The 17,977-nt window shown below is 67.3% G+C and carries 17 protein-coding genes; 8 read left to right on the forward strand and 9 right to left on the reverse strand.

Annotation, left to right across the window (positions count from 1 at the left end):
* Positions 1-54: 54 nt before the first annotated feature.
* Complete coding sequence (trxB, locus tag AC5DRG_RS26885) at positions 55-1,023, forward strand: thioredoxin-disulfide reductase (protein WP_491802012.1); 969 nt, start codon at positions 55-57, stop codon at positions 1,021-1,023.
* Between the two features lie 43 nt (positions 1,024-1,066).
* The gene (trxA, locus tag AC5DRG_RS26890) at positions 1,067-1,399 is read left to right on the forward strand and encodes a thioredoxin (protein ID WP_356352707.1); all 333 of its coding nucleotides are present in this window, start codon (positions 1,067-1,069) and stop codon (positions 1,397-1,399) included.
* 80 nt (positions 1,400-1,479) lie between these two features.
* Here the strand turns inward: trxA and AC5DRG_RS26895 are convergent, their stop codons facing one another.
* The 9 genes from AC5DRG_RS26895 to rpmH form a co-directional block, all read right to left on the reverse strand.
* Positions 1,480-2,097, reverse strand: a complete 618-nt coding sequence (locus tag AC5DRG_RS26895; RefSeq protein ID WP_491802013.1) for a GNAT family N-acetyltransferase — start codon at positions 2,095-2,097, stop codon at positions 1,480-1,482.
* 323 nt (positions 2,098-2,420) lie between these two features.
* Positions 2,421-3,524, reverse strand: a complete 1,104-nt coding sequence (locus AC5DRG_RS26900; protein WP_491802014.1) for a ParB/RepB/Spo0J family partition protein — start codon at positions 3,522-3,524, stop codon at positions 2,421-2,423.
* Positions 3,521-4,594: a ParA family protein gene (locus AC5DRG_RS26905; RefSeq protein ID WP_491813167.1), complete on the reverse strand. Its 1,074-nt coding sequence runs from the start codon at positions 4,592-4,594 to the stop codon at positions 3,521-3,523. Before AC5DRG_RS26905 ends, AC5DRG_RS26900 begins: the two co-directional genes overlap by 4 nt.
* A 294-nt stretch (positions 4,595-4,888) precedes the next feature.
* Positions 4,889-5,605, reverse strand: coding sequence for a 16S rRNA (guanine(527)-N(7))-methyltransferase RsmG (gene rsmG, locus AC5DRG_RS26910; RefSeq protein WP_491802015.1), 717 nt, complete (start codon positions 5,603-5,605; stop codon positions 4,889-4,891).
* A gap of 118 nt (positions 5,606-5,723) precedes the next feature.
* Entirely contained in the window at positions 5,724-6,236 is a 513-nt protein-coding gene (locus AC5DRG_RS26915; RefSeq protein ID WP_491802016.1) for a Jag family protein, read from the reverse strand.
* Positions 6,237-6,251: 15 nt separating this feature from the next.
* Positions 6,252-7,547 (reverse strand): membrane protein insertase YidC, encoded by a 1,296-nt coding sequence (gene yidC / locus AC5DRG_RS26920; protein ID WP_491802017.1) that lies wholly within the window; start codon positions 7,545-7,547, stop codon positions 6,252-6,254.
* A gap of 3 nt (positions 7,548-7,550) precedes the next feature.
* Positions 7,551-7,904, reverse strand: coding sequence for a membrane protein insertion efficiency factor YidD (yidD, locus tag AC5DRG_RS26925; RefSeq protein WP_491802018.1), 354 nt, complete (start codon positions 7,902-7,904; stop codon positions 7,551-7,553).
* Entirely contained in the window at positions 7,901-8,272 is a 372-nt protein-coding gene (gene rnpA, locus AC5DRG_RS26930; protein ID WP_491802019.1) for a ribonuclease P protein component, read from the reverse strand. The genes yidD and rnpA overlap by 4 nt, the downstream gene beginning before the upstream one ends.
* A 21-nt stretch (positions 8,273-8,293) precedes the next feature.
* Positions 8,294-8,431, reverse strand: a complete 138-nt coding sequence (rpmH, locus tag AC5DRG_RS26935) for a 50S ribosomal protein L34 (protein ID WP_005482975.1) — start codon at positions 8,429-8,431, stop codon at positions 8,294-8,296.
* A gap of 364 nt (positions 8,432-8,795) precedes the next feature.
* Between rpmH and dnaA the strand changes: the two genes are divergently transcribed.
* The 6 genes from dnaA (at position 8,796) to gyrB (ending at position 17,977) form a co-directional block, all read left to right on the forward strand.
* Positions 8,796-10,772, forward strand: a complete 1,977-nt coding sequence (gene dnaA, locus AC5DRG_RS26940; RefSeq protein ID WP_491802020.1) for a chromosomal replication initiator protein DnaA — start codon at positions 8,796-8,798, stop codon at positions 10,770-10,772.
* A 901-nt stretch (positions 10,773-11,673) separates the two neighbouring features.
* Positions 11,674-12,804, forward strand: coding sequence for a DNA polymerase III subunit beta (gene dnaN, locus AC5DRG_RS26945; protein ID WP_491802021.1), 1,131 nt, complete (start codon positions 11,674-11,676; stop codon positions 12,802-12,804).
* A 140-nt stretch (positions 12,805-12,944) separates the two neighbouring features.
* Complete coding sequence (gnd, locus tag AC5DRG_RS26950) at positions 12,945-13,820, forward strand: phosphogluconate dehydrogenase (NAD(+)-dependent, decarboxylating) (RefSeq protein ID WP_491802022.1); 876 nt, start codon at positions 12,945-12,947, stop codon at positions 13,818-13,820.
* A gap of 53 nt (positions 13,821-13,873) precedes the next feature.
* Entirely contained in the window at positions 13,874-14,995 is a 1,122-nt protein-coding gene (recF, locus tag AC5DRG_RS26955; RefSeq protein ID WP_491802023.1) for a DNA replication/repair protein RecF, read from the forward strand.
* Positions 14,992-15,528 carry a DciA family protein gene (locus AC5DRG_RS26960; protein ID WP_491802024.1) on the forward strand — a complete coding sequence of 179 codons (537 nt, stop codon included), beginning with the start codon at positions 14,992-14,994 and terminating at the stop codon, positions 15,526-15,528. The genes recF and AC5DRG_RS26960 overlap by 4 nt, the downstream gene beginning before the upstream one ends.
* A gap of 385 nt (positions 15,529-15,913) precedes the next feature.
* On the forward strand, positions 15,914-17,977 hold the full coding sequence (gene gyrB, locus AC5DRG_RS26965) for a DNA topoisomerase (ATP-hydrolyzing) subunit B (protein WP_491802025.1): 2,064 nt from the start codon (positions 15,914-15,916) through the stop codon (positions 17,975-17,977).

Genomic DNA, 17,977 nt, shown 5'->3' on the forward strand with positions numbered 1-17,977 from the left:
CTGAAAGGGGCTCCCACCGTCGTACGACGCATTCCAGAGACGAGGAAACAAGCCGTGAGCGACGTCCGAAACGTGATCATCATCGGCTCCGGGCCTGCCGGCTACACGGCGGCGCTCTACACCGCGCGCGCGTCGCTGAAGCCGCTGGTGTTCGAGGGCGCCGTCACCGCGGGTGGTGCGCTGATGAACACCACCGAGGTGGAGAACTTCCCGGGCTTCCAGGACGGCATCATGGGCCCCGAGCTCATGGACAACATGCGCGCCCAGGCCGAGCGCTTCGGTGCCGAGCTCGTCCCGGACGACGTGGTCTCCGTCGACCTGTCCGGCGAGATCAAGACCGTCACGGACACCGCTGGCACGGTGCACAAGGCGAAGGCCGTCATCGTCACCACCGGCTCCCAGCACCGCAAGCTCGGCCTGCCGAATGAGGACGCCCTCTCCGGTCGCGGTGTCTCCTGGTGTGCCACGTGCGACGGGTTCTTCTTCAAGGACCAGGACATCGCCGTGATCGGCGGCGGCGACACCGCGATGGAGGAGGCCACCTTCCTCTCCCGGTTCGCCAAGTCCGTGACGATCGTCCACCGCCGGGACTCGCTGCGCGCGTCCAAGGCGATGCAGGAGCGCGCCTTCGCCGACCCGAAGATCAAGTTCGTGTGGGACAGCGAGATTGCCGAGGTCCAAGGCGAGCAGAAGCTCGCCGGTCTGAAGCTGCGCAACGTCAAGACCGGTGAGCTCTCGGACCTAGCGGTGACGGGCCTGTTCATCGCGATCGGCCACGACCCGCGCACCGAGCTGTTCAAGGGCCAGCTGGACCTCGACGAAGAGGGTTACCTCAAGGTCGTCGCTCCCTCGACCCGGACGAACCTCACCGGTGTCTTCGGTGCCGGCGACGTAGTCGACCACACGTACCGCCAGGCGATCACCGCGGCCGGCACCGGCTGTGCAGCCGCCCTCGACGCCGAGCGCTTCCTCTCCGCCCTCGCGGACGAGGAGAAGGCCGTGTCCGAGAAGACCTCTGTCTGACCCCCATTCGCCCCACCGCACCAACCAGTTAAGGAGCCCCGCCGTGGCCGGCACCCTGAAGAACGTGACAGACGATTCCTTCGAGCAGGACGTCCTGAAGAGCGACAAGCCCGTACTGGTGGACTTCTGGGCCGCCTGGTGCGGTCCGTGCCGCCAGATCGCGCCATCCCTCGAGGCGATCGCCGCCGAGTACGGCGACAAGATCGAGATCGTCAAGCTCAACATCGACGAGAACCCGGGTACGGCCGCCAAGTACGGCGTCATGTCCATCCCGACCCTGAACGTCTACCAGGATGGTGAGGTTGCCAAGACCATCGTCGGCGCGAAGCCGAAGGCCGCGATCGTCCGCGACCTTGAGGACTTCATCGCCGAGTAGTCGATGCGGTGGACGATGTTTCACGTGAAACACGAATGGGCCAGCCCGGAAGGGCTGGCCCATTCGCTTGTCGTCAGTCCTCAGAGCGGCCGCAGCACAGGCTCCTTCTGCACTGCCCCCAGGAGCCGGTCCAGCGCCATCTCCACGTCTTCCTTCCAGGAGAGCGTCGTCCGCAACTCCAGCCGCAGTCGCGGATACGTGGGGTGGGGACGGACCGTCTTGAAGCCCACAGCCAGCAGATGGTCGGCGGGCAGTACGCAGGCGGGCTCCGACCAGCGGGCGTCGCCGAAGGCCTCGATCGCTTTGAAGCCCCTCCGCAGCAGATCCTTGGCGACCGTCTGGACCATCACCCGTCCCAGCCCCTGTCCCTGGTAGCCCGGCATGATGAACGCGGTCATCAGCTGCACGGCATCCGGTGATACAGGGCTCGTGGGGAACGCGGTCGAGCGGGGAACGTAGGCCGGGGGTGCATAGAGCACGAACCCCACGGGCGCGTCATCGACGTAGACGACCCGTCCGCAGGATCCCCAGTCGAGCAGGACGGCGGAGATCCAGGCTTCCTTCTCCAGCGCGGGGGTGCCCGCCTTTACCGCGGCTTCTCCGCTGACGGGGTCCAACTCCCAGAAGACACACGAGCGGCAACGCTTGGGAAGATCCTGGAGGTTGTCCAGCGTGAGCGGTACGAGCCGACGCCCCATGAAGGCTGTTCCTCGCTTCCTTCGCCCGCAGCGTCGCGAGCGGCTGTCAGAGCGCTTCGTTCCCTGAGCAGACTGCCGACGAACCCGCCGACCGCGCCCAGTCCCAAGCCTGCGCTCACCAGTCCGGTCCGGCTCACCGTTCGCATGACCCCCGCCTCCCCTAAGAGGTGCTGCCGGGTGGATGCGCCATTCCCCATCGCATCGTATCCACGATGGGATTCCATCGATACTGTCAGAAAGCAAAGAGCGGCCCGTGTTCCGGTACACACCGGACACGGGCCGCTCTGCTGATCGACTGAGGACGGCCACCGACGACCGCAGGCTCAGTCCTCGGTGTCCTCGGAGTCGCCGTCCAGAAGGCTCTTCTGCAGGACAGGTCCCTCCCCGGGAGCGATCGAGCCGAGGATCCGCTCAAGATCCTCTATCGACGCGAACTCAACCGTGATCTTGCCCTTCTTCTGCCCCAGATCGACCTTCACCCGCGTCTCGAAGCGGTCCGAGAGACGGGACGCCAGGTCGGTCAGCGCAGGGGAGACCCGGGCGCCGGCCCTCGGTCCCTTCGAGCGCTGGGTCGTCTGCGGCCGCGAACCCATCAGGGTCACGATCTCCTCGACGGCCCGCACCGAGAGCCCCTCGGCCACGATCCGGTGAGCCAGCCGGTCCTGTTCCTCCGAGTCATCGACGGACAGCAGAGCCCGTGCGTGCCCTGCGGAGAGGACTCCGGCGGCGACCCGGCGCTGAACGGACGGCGAGAGCTTCAGCAGACGCAGGGTGTTGGAGACCTGAGGGCGGGAACGACCGATGCGGTCCGCCAGCTGGTCGTGCGTGCAGTTGAAGTCCTTGAGCAACTGGTCGTAGGCGGCAGCCTCTTCCAGCGGGTTCAGCTGAGCCCGGTGCAGGTTCTCCAGGAGAGCGTCCAGGAGAAGCTTGTCGTCGTCCGTGGCCCGCACGATCGCCGGGATCGCATCCAGGCCGGCCTCACGGCAGGCCCGAAAACGCCGCTCGCCCATGATGAGCTCGTAGCGCGAGGGGCCGAGTTGCCGTACGACGACGGGCTGGAGAAGGCCGACTTCCTGGATGGAGGTGACAAGCTCTGCCAACGCGTCCTCGTCGAAGACCTCACGCGGCTGCCGCGGGTTCGGCGAGATGGAATCGAGGGGAAGCTCGGCGAAGTGGGCCCCGACCGGAGGGCCGGGTGTCTCCACCACGCCGAAGACCGACGGTTCCTCTGTTTCATGTGAAACAGGCGGCAGCGTGGCCACCTTGGCCGCGGCCACGCCACGGTCGGTGGTCAACACCGGCACAGCCGTGGGCGACGTGGCAGCCGCACCCCCCACCGCGGCCGGAGCCGCCGTCTTCTCCCCAGTTGGGGCAGCAGGGATCAGTGCGCCGAGACCACGGCCCAACCCCCTCCGTCGCTCGCTCACTGGATGCCCTCCACCATGTTCTGGTCGCCCTGAGCGCCGATGTGGGCGTGCGGCGCGTCATAGCTGACGCCGACACCCTTCAGCGCGATTTCCCGTGCCGCCTCTAGATAGGAGAGGGCACCGCTGGATCCTGGATCGTACGTCAGTACCGTCTGCCCATAGCTGGGCGCCTCGGAGATACGGACTGAGCGGGGAATGCTCGTCCGCAGCACCTCGTCGCCGAAGTGGGTGCGCACCTCGTCCGCAACCTGAGACGCGAGGCGCGTCCGGCCGTCGTACATGGTGAGCAGGATGGTCGACACATGCAGGGCGGGGTTGAGGTGCCCCCGCACCAGGTCGACGTTGCGCAGCAGCTGCCCCAGCCCTTCCAGCGCGTAGTACTCGCACTGGATCGGAATGAGGACCTCCTCGCCGGCCACCAAGGCATTGACCGTCAGAAGGCCGAGCGAAGGAGGGCAGTCGATGAGGACGTAGTCCAGCGGCTGCTCGTAAGCCTGGATCGCCCGCTGGAGACGGCTCTCTCGTGCCACCAGGGACACCAGCTCGATCTCCGCACCGGCGAGATCGATCGTGGCGGGGGCACAGAACAGACCCTCGACATCGGGGACTGGCTGGACGACTTCTGCAAGCGGCTTGCTCTCGACCAGCACGTCGTAGATCGAGGGGACCTCGGCATGATGGTCGATCCCCAGAGCGGTGGACGCATTGCCCTGAGGGTCGAGGTCGATCACCAGGACACGGGCGCCGTGCAGAGCGAGGGAAGCGGCAAGATTGACGGTCGTCGTCGTCTTGCCCACTCCACCCTTCTGGTTGGCGACCACCATGACTCTGGTCTGCTCCGGTCGTGGCAGGCCTTCGCCGGCACGGCCCAGAGCCTCCACCGCCAGTTGGGCAGCACGACCGATGGGAGTGTCGTCCATCGGGGGCGGTGTTTCACGTGAAACATCGTCCCCCATCGATTCGGTACGGGGACCGGGGACCGGATCGGTCATCGGTCCCGCGATGTTGGCGTCGGACCGCAAGGATTCACTCTCCTCGACTTCAGGCTCGCAATGAACAGAGCCTCCCATGCCTTCGGGGTCGTGAACCAGTGAGGCCTGTTGTTCTGTGGAGAAATCCACCTCTGTGGACAACTCCGTTACCTCTCGGAGTGACCCAAGAGGCTTCCTTTCGCGGGGTTCGGCCGCGCGACCGCGGCTGATGATGCCGTGAAGCAGTGAGCGACGTTTCACGTGAAACACGATGCACAGCAGCGGCGGCCGAACTGTCGCGACACTCCGGCATGCGTAGGTTTGCCAGCTTGTGTGGAGTACGTCTCTTCGTCAGGACGGATCAGTAACGTCACTCCGCCCACCCGGCGCTTCTCAACGACGCCTGCGTGTTCTCCCCGTACGAGCAGCCTTCGCCCGCTTCGCCGCGAAGCGCACGCCGCCAGGGCTCTCACCGACCTCGACGCGCACAACGGTGGACATCGGATCCACCACGCCTTCACCCACATGCAAGATGGACGTCTCCACGGCACCGAGCTTGCTCAGCGCCACAGCCGCGCTCTTGAGCTCTTCCTCGGCGGTGTCTCCCTTGAGCGCGAGCATCTCCCCGTACGGGCGCAGCAGCGGAACGCCCCACGCGGCCAGCCGGTCCAGCGGAGCCACGGCTCGCGCTGTAACGACGTGCACGGGCTGGACCTTTCCCATGACTTCCTCGGCGCGGCCGCGCATGACGGTCACGTGATCGAGTCCCAGCAGCTCCACGACCTCGGTCAGGAAATTGGTACGCCGCAGAAGGGGCTCCAGCAGCGTGATCTTCAGGTCCTCCCGGACGAGCGCCAGGGGAATGCCGGGCAGGCCGGCGCCCGAACCGACATCGCACACGGTCACGCCCTCGGGAACGACCTCCGAAAGCACCGCGCAGTTCAGCAGATGCCGCTCCCACAGGCGGGGCACCTCGCGTGGGCCGATCAGGCCACGCTGGACGCCCGCCTCAGCGAGCAGCTCGGCGTACCGGACCGCATCCGCGAAGCGATCTCCGAACACCTCACGCGCCACCTCGGGCGCGGGGGGAAGCTCCGCTGCCTCCGTCACGGGGGACCGTCCTTCCGTACCGCAAGAGCGCCCTCGGCGCTGACCACCAGGAGTACCAGGCTGACAAAGTTCGGCCCCGCCTGCGCAACAGACGGGGCCGGTGGAACGTATGGACCGATCAGGCGGGAAGCACAACGACGAAGCGCTGCGGCTCCTCGCCCTCTGACTCGCTGCGCAGACCTGCGGTCTTGACCGCGTCGTGCACTACCTTGCGCTCGAACGGCGTCATCGGGTTCAGCTTGACCGGCTCGCCGGTGTTCTTCACCTCGGCAGCGGCCTTCGCGCCCAGCTCGGAGAGCTCCTCGCGCTTCCTGGCGCGGTAGCCCGCGATGTCGAGCATGAGCCGACTGCGGTCGCCGGTCTCCCGGTGCACCGCCAGGCGCGTGAGCTCCTGGAGTGCCTCCAGCACCTCGCCGTCGCGCCCGACCAGCTTCTGCAGATCGCGGCCGCCGGAGTCGCTGATGATCGAGACAGCGGCGCGGTCGGCCTCGACATCCATGTCGATGTCGCCGTCGAGATCGGCGATGTCCAGCAGACCTTCGAGGTAGTCCGCCGCGATCTCGCCCTCCTGCTCCAGGCGGGACAGGGTGTCTACACCCTCGGCAGCAGCGGAGGTGGTGCCTTCCGTCACGGGATGGACTCCTTCTTACTTCTTGGACGGGGACTTGGGCCGCTGCGGACCCTTGCGCTGTCCGGACTGGGCCTTGCTGCGGGTACCGGAGCCGGGCTTCGCGGCGGGTTTGTTGGCAGCTGCGGAGGGCTTGGCATCCTCCGACTTGGCGTCCTGAGGCTCCTCGGACTTGCTCAGCGACGTCTTCGGCTTCGGCTCGGAGTCCTCGGCCGCCTTCTGAGCAGCGGACTGGCGCTGGGCCTTGGACTGACGCTTGGGCTGCTGCCGCCTGGGCGTGGCGGTCGTCGGCGTACCGTCTTCGGCGGTGGCGACAGCCGAAGCCTCGGCCTTCACCACGGTGCCGTCCGCCTGGGCCGCCAGACCCGCCTTGCTCAGGCCATTGATGAACTTGCGCTCGAACTCGTTGCGGTCACGGCCCTTGGCGACGATCGCCTTGACGATGGTGCGCTCGCTGCGGCTGCGGGTCTTGCCGTGGTGCGTGACGTGCTTGTGCAGGCGCTCCAGGTACGCGGCCTGAGCCTTGGAACCCGGCGTCGGGTTGTTGCGGATGACGTACATCTGCTGGCCCATGGTCCACACGTTGGTGGTCAGCCAGTAGACGAGGACACCGACCGGGAAGTTGATGCCGAAGACAGCGAACATGACGGGGAAGACGTACATCAGCATCTTCTGCTGCTGCATGAACGGCGTCTTCACCGTGGTGTCGACGTTCTTCGTCATCAGCTGACGCTGCGTGTAGAACTGCGACGCGGACATCAGCACGATCATGACCGCGGTGACGACCCGCACGTCGGTGAGCGAGGCACCGAGGGCCTCGACCTTCGACGCACCGTCCGTGAACTTCGCCGCCAGCGGGGCACCGAAGATGTGGGCCTTCTGCGCGCTCTCCAGCAGGCTCTTGTTGATCACGCCGATGGTGTCGCCGGTCGCGATGCCGTTGAGCACGTGGTACAGGGCGAAGAAGAACGGGGACTGCGCCAGGATGGGAAGGCACGAGGAGAGCGGGTTGGTACCCGCCTCCTTGTACATCTTCATCATCTCTTCGGACTGGCGCTGTTTGTCGTTCTTGTAGCGCTCCTGGATCTTCTTCATCTCGGGCTGCAGCGTCTGCATGGCCCGAGTCGACTTGATCTGCTTCACGAAGAGCGGGATCAAGCAGATACGGATCAGAATCACCAGGGACACGATCGACAGGCCCCAGGCCCACCCGGTGTCGGGGCCGAAGATGGCGCCGTACACCGTGTGGAACTGGACGATGACCCAGGAGACAGGTGTCGTGATGAAGCTGAAAAGACTGGCAATCGTGTCCACTAATCATGCTCCTTGGGCATGGGACGGGGTCTCTGCGGCCGGGCTCGAGGGGTTCTGCCCCTCGGTGGCCGTTTCGGCGGCGGAGGGCCCGCCCTTGCGTGCGCGCCAGGCGTTACGCAGCATTTCGTGCCACCGCGGGCGCTTGCGCGGCGGGACATGGTCCACACCGCCGAGCGACCACGGATTGCACCGCAGGATGCGCCAGGCTGTCAGGGCCGTGCCTTTGACAGCGCCGTGCCGGTCGATGGCCGTATAGCCATAGTGGGAGCACGACGGGTAGTACTTGCAGACCGGCCCGAGCAGCGGACTGATGGTCCACTGGTACAGCTTGATCAGCGCCAGTAGCGGGTACTTCATCGCGCGCCCCCTCCCAGCAGCCGCTGCAAGGCGGCATCCAGGTCTTGGGCCAGCTGTGCATGGTCGGCGTCGCCCGCACCGGGCAGCGCTCGTACGACTACCAGGCTACCGGGGGGCAACAGGGCTACCCGCTCACGCATCAGATGGCGAAGTCTGCGCTTCACTTGGTTGCGCACGACCGCGCCACCCACGGCCTTGCTCACGACGAAACCCGCACGCGTCGGGGGAGCGCTCTCCCCAGGCGCGTGCGGGTCCGTGGAACCGCTACGAAGGTGGACGACGAGAGTCGGGCGTCCAGCCCGACGTCCTCGCCGTACCGCGGTCGCGAAGTCTTCGCGCCGCCTCAGCCGATGCTCGGTAGGCAGCACGACGTCATGACCTGATCAGAATCAGGCGGACAGGCTGGCGCGACCCTTGCTGCGGCGGTTCGCGAGAATCGCGCGGCCGGCACGGGTGCGCATCCGCAGGCGGAAGCCGTGGGTCTTCGCGCGGCGACGGTTGTTCGGCTGGAAGGTGCGCTTGCTCACTCGGGGGCTCCAGAAATAAATCGTTGGTTGCGGGTGCCGTCCTGGCTGTCACCGTGCGCCCACGAGTAGCTCGCGTTACGCCCGATTGCACCGCTTCCCGATCACCCGAACGCGATCTGTGCCCATCGGAGGCAGGCGGCAGCAGCCATCGACAACTCGACCTGGTTACGGTACGCGCGGCTACGCCATCCGGTCAAACCAGCGGTCACGGCGAGACACTATCCACAGGCTGGGGACAACAACTTGAACCGCACCCGTCGCCCTGACTACCGTGGCTGGACTCCGATTCGCCCGTCCCACCCGATTTACATCCCGATACGTCCCAGAACCACACGTTCGTGGGACCCGTGAGAGAGCGTGCCCTGTGGCTGACGTACCTGCCGATCTTGCCGCAGTGTGGCCACGAGTGCTGGAACAACTCCTCGGAGAGGGTCGGGGGCAGGGCGTCGAGGGCAAGGACGAGCACTGGATCCGACGCTGCCAACCGCTGGCACTGGTGGCGGACACCGCACTGCTCGCCGTACCGAACGAATTTGCGAAGGGCGTGCTCGAAGGCCGCCTCGCGCCGATCGTCAGCGAGTCGCTGAGCCGCGAGTGCGGTCGGCCGATCCGCATCGCGATCACCGTCGACGACTCCGCCGGCGAACCCCCGCCCCCGCCGATGCCGCCGTCCCAGCCCCGCTACGAGGAGCCGGAGCCTCCGTCGTCCTCCGGAACGGGCCGCGAAGCCTACTCCCAGGGACGCGACACATACGAGGGATACGGCCGCCACCGCGCCGACCGCCGCAACGACGACCACCGGCCGTCACGCCCCGAGCAGCATTCCGGAACACCCAGCGATCAACTCCCGACCGCCCGCCCCGCCTACCCGGCGGACTACCAGCGCCCCGAGCCCGGCGCCTGGCCGCGCCCCTCGCAGGACGAGTACAGCTGGCAGCAGCAGCGGTTCGGCTTCCCCGAGCGCGACCCGTACGCGTCGCCGTCGCAGGACTCGTACGGCTCCTCGCACCAGGCCCCGTACGGAGGTTCGACACAGGACTCGTACGGCCCTCCGTCGCAGGAGTACCGCCCGCAGTCGATGGAGCGCCCGCCCTACGACCAGCAGCGCGCCGACTATGACCAGCAGCGTGCGGATTACGAGCAGAAGCGCTCCGACTACGACCAGCGCGACGCCCGCCGGGATCTGTCGGAACCCCCGTCGGCTCCCGGGCACGTCCACCGCGGCGGCCCGGTCGGCTCCTCGGCCTCCAGCGGCGCCCCGGGCCCGCTGGCCGCGAAGCCGGCGCCGGCGTCGGGTCCCGGCGAGCCGACCGCGCGACTGAATCCGAAGTACCTCTTCGACACGTTCGTGATCGGCGCCTCGAACCGTTTCGCGCACGCGGCCGCGGTCGCCGTCGCCGAGGCGCCCGCGAAGGCGTACAACCCGCTCTTCATCTACGGAGAGTCGGGGCTCGGCAAGACGCACCTGCTGCACGCGATCGGGCACTACGCGCGGAGCCTCTATCCGGGCACGCGCGTGCGGTACGTGAGCTCGGAGGAGTTCACCAACGAGTTCATCAACTCCATCCGCGACGGCAAGGGCGACAGCTTCCGCAAGCGCTACCGCGAGATGGACATCCTGCTCGTCGACGACATCCAGTTCCTCGCGGACAAGGAGTCGACGCAGGAGGAGTTCTTCCACACCTTCAACACGCTCCATAACGCGAACAAGCAGATCGTGCTGTCCTCCGACCGGCCGCCCAAGCAGCTGGTGACGCTGGAGGACAGGCTGCGGAACCGTTTCGAGTGGGGGCTGATCACCGACGTCCAGCCGCCGGAGCTGGAGACGCGCATCGCGATCCTGCGCAAGAAGGCCGTGCAGGAGCAGCTCAACGCCCCGCCGGAGGTACTGGAGTTCATCGCGTCCCGCATCTCGCGCAACATCCGCGAGCTGGAGGGCGCGCTGATCCGGGTGACGGCGTTCGCGTCGCTCAACCGGCAGCCGGTGGACCTCGGGCTGACCGAGATCGTCCTCAAGGACCTCATCCCCGGCGGCGAGGACTCGGCCCCCGAGATCACCTCGACGGCCATCATGGGCGCTACCGCCGACTACTTCGGGCTGACGGTCGAGGACCTGTGCGGCACCTCACGCGGCCGCGCACTGGTGACGGCCCGGCAGATCGCCATGTACCTGTGCCGTGAGCTGACGGACCTGTCGCTGCCGAAGATCGGCGCGCTGTTCGGCGGCCGCGACCACACGACGGTGATGCACGCCGACCGCAAGATCCGCAATCTGATGGCCGAGCGACGCTCCATCTACAACCAGGTCACCGAGCTCACGAACCGCATCAAGAACGGCTGACGACCCCACAGAGGGTCCGCAGAAGGCCCGCAGAAGGCCAGAGTTACGTCGCTGAGGGCGCCCCGGGACGAGTTCCCGAGGGCGCCCTCAGCCGTTCCCGGGTCACGCGCGGGCCGCCCACTGTTCGAATACCTGCCGCGTTACGGCCACTCTCCACAGATTCGGTGACTTTCTTCCGTCCACATCCTGGGGAGGGCGAAGTTGTCCAGATCGTGTCCACAGGCTGTGCTGTCGAAAGACCATCAGGCCAGCTCAACCGCCTGTGGATTCGTGGACGAAGGATCTCCACAGACTGTGGACAAGTGATAGATCCACAGGCTGTGCACGAAGTTGTCCACCGCCAACCCACAGGCTGCGGCCTGTTGTCCCCAGCGAATCCCACCTTCTCCACATCGCTGTCCACTGTTCGGCAACGCGACGCGCCTACTCACCGGGTCGAGTGAAAGGCGTCACACCAAGGTGTCGGGTTGGCCTGTGGGAAAGGTGGGTAAAACTGGGGACGGCACTGGGGAGAAGTCGCCTCAGCCTGTGCACGGGGTGTGCAGAACTTTCCGTTCTCCACAGACACCCCCAGTTGTCCACCGTCGTCGCCCACAGGGCCGGTGGACAAAAAATCGCCCCTGAGCTGCGAAAACGGGGTTATCCACGGTTTCCACAGCCCCTACTACTACTCCCAACTAGAGAGAGCTGGGAATCCGTTTAGAAGAGGGTCCTGTGCACAACTCGCTGTCTCGCTCCCGACTGCCCCTCGTCACGACTTGACCCCGAGGGGCACCGACTGTCAGTGCGGTGCGTCAGACTGTTCCCCGGTGTCCTTCCCCTCACAGGGACCGACCACACCGAGACAGACGACGAAGCCAGGCAGGCCGAGAAGCGCCGGCAACAGCAGGAGGCGGCAACAGTGAAGATCCGGGTGGAACGCGACGTACTCGCGGAGGCAGTGGCCTGGGCGGCCCGCAGCCTCCCGGCCCGTCCGCCGGCGCCTGTCCTCGCCGGCCTTCTGCTGAGGGCCGAGGAAGGCCAGCTGAGCCTGTCCAGCTTCGACTACGAGGTCTCGGCGCGGGTGTCTGTGGACGCGGAGATCGAGGAGGAGGGCACGGTGCTCGTCTCCGGCCGCCTGCTCGCCGACATCTGCCGCGCCCTCCCCAACCGGCCGGTGGAGATTTCCACAGACGGTGTACGGGCGACCGTGGTCTGCGGCTCCTCGCGATTCACACTCCACACCCTGCCTGTGGAGGAGTACCCGTCCCTGCCGCAGATGCCGAACGCGACGGGGACGGTCCCCGGCGAGGTCTTCGCCGCCGCGGCCGCCCAGGTCGCCATCGCGGCCGGCCGTGACGACACGCTGCCCGTCCTCACCGGTGTGCGCATCGAGATCGAGGGCGACACGGTGACGCTGGCCTCCACCGACCGCTACCGCTTCGCGGTCCGTGAGTTCCTGTGGAAGCCGGAGAACCCGGAGGCGTCCGCGGTCGCCCTGGTGCCCGCCAAGACGCTTCTGGACACCGCCAAGGCGCTCACGAGCGGCGACAGCGTGATCCTGGCGCTCTCCGGCTCCGGCGCGGGCGAGGGCCTCATCGGCTTCGAGGGCGCCGGTCGTCGTACGACGACCCGACTCCTGGAGGGCGACCTCCCGAAGTACCGCACGCTGTTCCCGACCGAGTTCAACTCCGTCGCCGTGATCGAGACCGCCCCCTTCGTGGAGGCCGTCAAGCGTGTGGCCCTGGTCGCCGAGCGCAACACCCCGGTGCGGCTCAGCTTCGAGCAGGGCGTGCTGATCCTGGAGGCCGGCTCCAGCGACGACGCACAGGCTGTGGAAAGGGTCGACGCGCAGCTGGAGGGCGACGACATCTCGATCGCCTTCAACCCGACGTTCCTGCTGGACGGTCTGAGCGCCATCGACTCTCCGGTCGCCCAGCTTTCCTTCACGACGTCCACGAAGCCCGCGCTGCTCAGCGGCAAGCCGGCGCTGGACGCGGAGGCGGACGAGGCCTACAAGTACCTGATCATGCCGGTCCGTCTGAGCGGCTGATCTTCTCCGACGAGAACACCGCAGGTGGGGGCGTACGTCTGAGCGCGTATGCCCACAGGTGTGCATGACCGTCCGGGTTTAGGCTCGGACATGGGTACGACAAGTGCCCTCATGCCACGTCGCAACCTAAGGAACAACTGATGGAGCTCGGTCTCGTCGGCCTCGGCAAGATGGGCGGCAACATGCGCGAGCGGATCCGCCGCGCAGGTCACACCGTCATCGGATACGACCGCAATCCGGACGTCGCCGACGTCTCCAGCCTGGAAGAGCTTGTGGGCAAGCTCAAGGGCCCGCGCGTGGTCTGGGTGATGGTCCCGGCGGGTGCCGCCACCCAGTCGACCGTCGACGAGCTCGCCGAGCTCCTGGAGCCGGGTGACGTCGTCGTGGACGGCGGCAACTCTCGCTGGACGGACGACGAGAAGCACGCCGAGGAGCTCGCGGCCAAGGGCATCGGCTTCGTCGACTGCGGCGTCTCCGGCGGCGTCTGGGGCCTGCAGAACGGCTACGCGCTGATGTACGGCGGCGACGCCGAGAACATCGCCAAGGTGCAGCCGGTCTTCGACGCGCTCAAGCCCGAGGGCGACTTCGGCGCCGTGCACGCGGGCAAGGTGGGCGCGGGCCACTTCTCGAAGATGGTCCACAACGGCATCGAGTACGCCATGATGCAGGCCTACGCCGAGGGCTGGGAGCTCCTGGAGAAGGTCGACTCCGTCACCGACGTGCGCGAGGTCTTCCGCTCCTGGCAGGAGGGCACGGTTATCCGCTCCTGGCTGCTCGACCTGGCCGTCAACGCTCTGAACGACGACGAGCACCTCGACAAGCTCAAGGGTTATGCACAGGACTCCGGCGAGGGCCGCTGGACTGTGGAAGCCGCCATCGACAACGCCGTGCCGCTGCCCGCGATCACGGCTTCCCTCTTCGCGCGGTTCGCGTCGCGCCAGGAGGACTCTCCGCAGATGAAGATGATCGCGGCGCTGCGCAACCAGTTCGGCGGCCACGCGGTCGAGAAGAAGTAGTCCACAGGGCCGCTCGTTCGGTCCACAACACCGGGGGAGGTCGGCGAACGACCATGCACGTCACGCATCTGTCGCTGGCCGACTTCCGCTCGTACGCCGGGGTCGAGGTTCCGCTCGATCCCGGCGTCACCGCCTTCGTGGGCCCCAATGGACAGGGGAAGACCAACCTTGTCGAGGCGGTCGGCTATCTCGCCACCCTCGGCAGCCACCGTGTCTCCTCCGACGCCCCGCTGGTCCGCATGGGCGCCGAGCGCGCGATCATCCGGGCGCAGGTCAAGCAGGGCGAACGTCAGCAGTTGGTGGAACTGGAGCTCAACCCGGGCAAGTCCAACCGCGCCCGCATCAACAGGTCCTCGCAGGTCAGACCCCGGGATGTGCTGGGCATCGTACGGAGTGTGCTGTTCGCGCCGGAGGATCTCGCCCTGGTCAAGGGCGACCCGGGCGAGCGGCGCCGGTTCCTCGACGAGCTGATCACCGCCCGATCCCCGCGCATGGCCGGCGTCCGTTCCGACTACGACCGGGTCCTCAAGCAGCGCAACACCCTCCTCAAGACGGCCGCCCTGGCCCGCCGCCACGGCGGCCGCTCCATGGACCTCTCCACGCTCGACGTGTGGGACCAGCACCTCGCGCGCGTGGGCGCCGAACTGCTCGCCCAGCGCCTCGACCTGATCGCCACGATCCAGCCGCTCGCCGACAAGGCGTACGAGCAACTGGCCCCCGGCGGCGGCCCGCTGGCCCTGGAGTACAAGCCGTCGGCGCCCGGTGAGGCACACACGCGTGATGACCTCTACGAGCAGTTGATGGCCGCCCTCGCCGAGGTCCGCAAGCAGGAGATCGAGCGGGGCGTCACTCTCGTAGGCCCCCATCGAGACGATTTGAATCTCAAACTCGGTCAGCTGCCGGCCAAGGGCTACGCCTCCCACGGCGAGTCCTGGTCCTATGCGCTGGCGCTGCGGCTGGCGTCGTACGACCTGCTGCGGGCCGAGGGGAACGAGCCGGTGCTGGTGCTCGACGATGTGTTCGCCGAGCTGGACACGCGGCGGCGTGAGCGGCTCGCGGAGCTGGTCGCGCCCGGTGAGCAGGTGCTCGTGACGGCCGCGGTCGACGACGACGTACCGCACGTACTGACGGGGACGCGGTACGTCGTGTCGGACGGGACGGTGGAGCGGGCATGAGCACCGACCGGGATCCCGAGCCCAAGAAGGCCGCCGAACCCTCCGGCGTCGACCTCGCGCGCGTGGCGCTGCGGGCGGCGAAGGAGGCGGCACGCGCGCGTGGGGACGCGGCGCAGCAGAAGAAGCAGGCGCGGCGCGGCGGCCTGCGCTCCGGCGCGCGCGCCGACGGGCGCGACCCCATGGCACTGGGCGCCGCCATCAACCGCCTCCTCACCGAGCGGGGCTGGGAGGCGCCGGCCGCGGTGGGCGGCGTCATGGGCCGCTGGCCGCAGATCGTCGGCGAGGACCTGGCCAAGCACTGCGAGCCGGAGAAGTACGACGAGGACGAGCGGGTCCTGATCGTGCGCTGCGACTCCACGGCCTGGGCGACGAACCTGCGCCTGCTCGCCCCGCAGCTGGTCGCGCGCCTGAACGAGGATCTCGGCCACGGCACGGTGAAGCTGATCAAGGTGCTCGGACCCAACGGTCCCGCCCGTCGCTACGGTCCTCTGCGCGCCCCGGGCAGCGTGGGACCCGGTGACACCTACGGGTGACTTAGATCACATGCAGGCCGCTGAGCTGTGCCCTCGCTGTCCCGGCGTACGACCGCACGCGGTTGCGAACACCGACCTGACCCCGGAGTAGCAAAGGGTTGACACCCGGAAGCGCTGAGTGCCTCCGTGAGCCTCTTTGAGCCCCGTTCCGTATATGGGGAGTCCTCCGAGGCGGGTCGAGGGCGGCACATGCGGACTCAGGTACCGGCAAACCCCCATCACTGTCGGCGCTACCGGTAGACTGGAAGCTAATCCCGCCCCAAACGTGGGGACCGCCCGGGAAAAGCTGAGCAACGCTGATCAAGGCTTACCAACGCAACATGCCGCAGCCGCTCCGGCAACCCGCCGACGAGCCTGGCTGGTGCTGTGCCAGAAAGGGCGCTTCGTGGCCGATTCCGGCAACCCCAACGAGAACATCCCGTCCACCGACGCAGGCGCGAACGGCGCGGCAATCTCCTCGAACGGCGAGGTCACCGCCTCGTACGACGCCAGCGCCATCACCGTCCTCGAGGGTCTGGACGCGGTCCGCAAGCGACCCGGTATGTACATCGGCTCGACCGGTGAGCGCGGCCTTCACCACCTGGTGCAAGAGGTCGTCGACAACTCCGTCGACGAGGCGCTGGCCGGTCACGCGGACACCATCGACGTGACGATCCTCCACGACGGCGGCGTGCGGGTCATCGACAACGGCCGCGGCATCCCGGTGGGCATCGTCCCGTCCGAGGGCAAGCCCGCCGTCGAGGTCGTGCTGACCGTGCTGCACGCGGGCGGCAAGTTCGGCGGCGGCGGCTACGCGGTCTCCGGCGGTCTGCACGGCGTGGGCGTCTCCGTCGTCAACGCGCTGTCCAGCAAGGTCGCCGTAGAGGTCAGGACCGACGGCTACCGCTGGACGCAGGACTACAAGCTGGGCGTCCCCACGGCCCCGCTCGCGCAGCACGAGGCCACGGACGAGACCGGCACGTCGGTCACCTTCTGGGCCGACCCGGACATCTTCGAGACCACCGAGTACTCCTTCGAGACGCTCTCGCGGCGCTTCCAGGAGATGGCGTTCCTCAACAAGGGTTTGACTATCAAACTCACTGATGAGCGCGAGGTGGCGAAGGCCACCATCGGGGCGGACGAGGCCGGCGCCGACGAGACGACGGACGAGGTCAAGACCGTCTCGTACCACTACGAGGGCGGCATCGTCGACTACGTGACGTACCTCAACTCCCGCAAGGGAGACGCGGTGCACCCCACGGTCATCGACCTGGAGGCCGAGGACAAGGACAAGAGCCTGTCCCTCGAGGTCGCCATGCAGTGGAACAGTGGTTACAGCGAGGGTGTGTACTCCTTCGCCAACATCATCCACACGCACGAGGGCGGTACGCACGAGGAGGGCTTCCGGGCGGCGCTGACCTCGCTGATCAACAAGTACGCGCGCGACAAGAAGCTGCTGCGGGAGAAGGACGACAACCTCACGGGCGACGACATCCGCGAGGGTCTGACCGCGATCATCTCGGTCAAGCTGAGCGAGCCCCAGTTCGAGGGCCAGACCAAGACCAAGCTGGGCAACACGGAGGCGAAGACCTTCGTCCAGAAGGCGGTCTACGAGCACCTCAACGACTGGCTGGACCGCAACCCGGTCGAGGCCACGGACATCATCCGCAAGGGCATCCAGGCGGCCACCGCGCGCGTGGCGGCCCGTAAGGCGCGCGACCTCACGCGTCGCAAGGGCCTGCTGGAGACGGCGTCCCTGCCGGGCAAGCTCTCCGACTGCCAGTCGAACGACCCCACCAAGTGCGAGATCTTCATCGTCGAGGGTGACTCCGCCGGCGGCTCGGCCAAGTCCGGCCGCAACCCGCTGATCCAGGCGATCCTCCCGATCCGCGGCAAGATCCTCAACGTCGAGAAGGCGCGGATCGACAAGATCCTGCAGAACCAGGAGATCCAGGCGCTGATCTCGGCCTTCGGCACCGGAGTCCACGAGGACTTCGACATCGAGAAGCTCCGCTATCACAAGATCATCCTGATGGCGGACGCCGACGTCGACGGCCAGCACATCAACACCCTGCTGCTGACCTTCCTGTTCCGCTTCATGCGGCCGCTGGTCGAGGCCGGACACGTGTTCCTGTCCCGTCCCCCGCTGTACAAGATCAAGTGGGGCCGTGAGGACTTCGAGTACGCGTACTCGGACCGTGAGCGCGACGCGCTGATCGAGCTGGGCAAGCAGGCCGGCAAGCGCATCAAGGACGACTCGGTCCAGCGCTTCAAGGGTCTCGGCGAGATGAACGCCGAGGAACTGCGCATCACCACCATGGACCAGGAGCACCGCGTCCTCGGCCAGGTCACCCTCGACGACGCCGCCCAGGCCGACGACCTGTTCTCGGTCCTCATGGGCGAGGACGTCGAGGCGCGCCGCCAGTTCATCCAGCGCAACGCCAAGGACGTCCGCTTCCTCGACATCTGA

Source organism: Streptomyces sp. JLBG701, from assembly GCF_058544905.1.

Coding starts and splice junctions, on each gene's coding strand:
- AC5DRG_RS26895 (WP_491802013.1), bottom strand. CDS start 2,097: ATGGGGCGTCGGCTCGTACCGCTCACGCTGGACAACCTCCAGGATCTT.
- AC5DRG_RS26905 (WP_491813167.1), bottom strand. CDS start 4,594: ATGGGAGGCTCTGTTCATTGCGAGCCTGAAGTCGAGGAGAGTGAATCC.
- yidD (WP_491802018.1), bottom strand. CDS start 7,904: ATGAAGTACCCGCTACTGGCGCTGATCAAGCTGTACCAGTGGACCATC.
- gnd (WP_491802022.1), top strand. CDS start 12,945: ATGGAGCTCGGTCTCGTCGGCCTCGGCAAGATGGGCGGCAACATGCGC.
- recF (WP_491802023.1), top strand. CDS start 13,874: ATGCACGTCACGCATCTGTCGCTGGCCGACTTCCGCTCGTACGCCGGG.
- AC5DRG_RS26960 (WP_491802024.1), top strand. CDS start 14,992: ATGAGCACCGACCGGGATCCCGAGCCCAAGAAGGCCGCCGAACCCTCC.